This is a genomic window from Peribacillus psychrosaccharolyticus ATCC 23296 (genome assembly GCF_000305495.1).
Classification (GTDB): domain Bacteria; phylum Bacillota; class Bacilli; order Bacillales; family DSM-1321; genus Peribacillus; species Peribacillus psychrosaccharolyticus.
In genome coordinates this window covers 1-559 of the sequence record NZ_AJTN02000131.1, presented here as the reverse complement: position 1 = coordinate 559, position 559 = coordinate 1, and the positions used below count along the sequence as shown (strand labels likewise).

Annotated in this window: 1 protein-coding gene; it reads right to left on the bottom strand. The window is 28.8% G+C overall.

Annotated elements, in window-relative coordinates; all coding sequences use genetic code 11:
• Window positions 1–153: 153 nt before the first annotated feature.
• The gene (locus WYK_RS06455) at window positions 154–483 is read right to left on the bottom strand and encodes a glycosyltransferase family 2 protein (protein ID WP_051387355.1); all 330 of its coding nucleotides are present in this window, start codon (window positions 481–483) and stop codon (window positions 154–156) included.
• Window positions 484–559: the final 76 nt, after the last annotated feature.

The following is a 559-nucleotide window of genomic DNA, read 5'->3' as shown; positions in this document are numbered from 1 at the left end:
TGGATGTCCATGGAAATAAGCAACTGCTAATTCTTTTTTTATCTCATTTCTGCTATAAAATTTATCTTTATCGAAATACCAACTCGTATTTTCTTTTTGATAAGTTTGCCTGATCCCAAAACACGATAACTGTTACAAACAGCTATATCTAGATTATGATCTGTCTTTTCTTTGTATAATATTTTTAATTGCATCTTTATTTATCCAATCCTCTGCATCTACGAAGGTGATATAGGGAGACTTAGAAGCCTCAATTCCTTTTCTACGTGCTACAATAGAACCTTCATTATTTTTGTTTATTAAATGTATCCTAGAATCTGAATTTCGATATTTTTCACATATACTCAATCTATCATCTGATGAACCATCATTCACCAATATTAATTCTAAGTCTTCAAAAGTTTGTTTGAGTATAGACTTTATACAATTATCTAAATATTTTTCTGCATTATAAATTGGTACAACTATACTCACCCTACTCACATATAAGTCCCCCCTATTTAACATCCATTTTTCTTTTTATCTTTGAATATTAGTTATTTTCTATCAGTGATTCTTT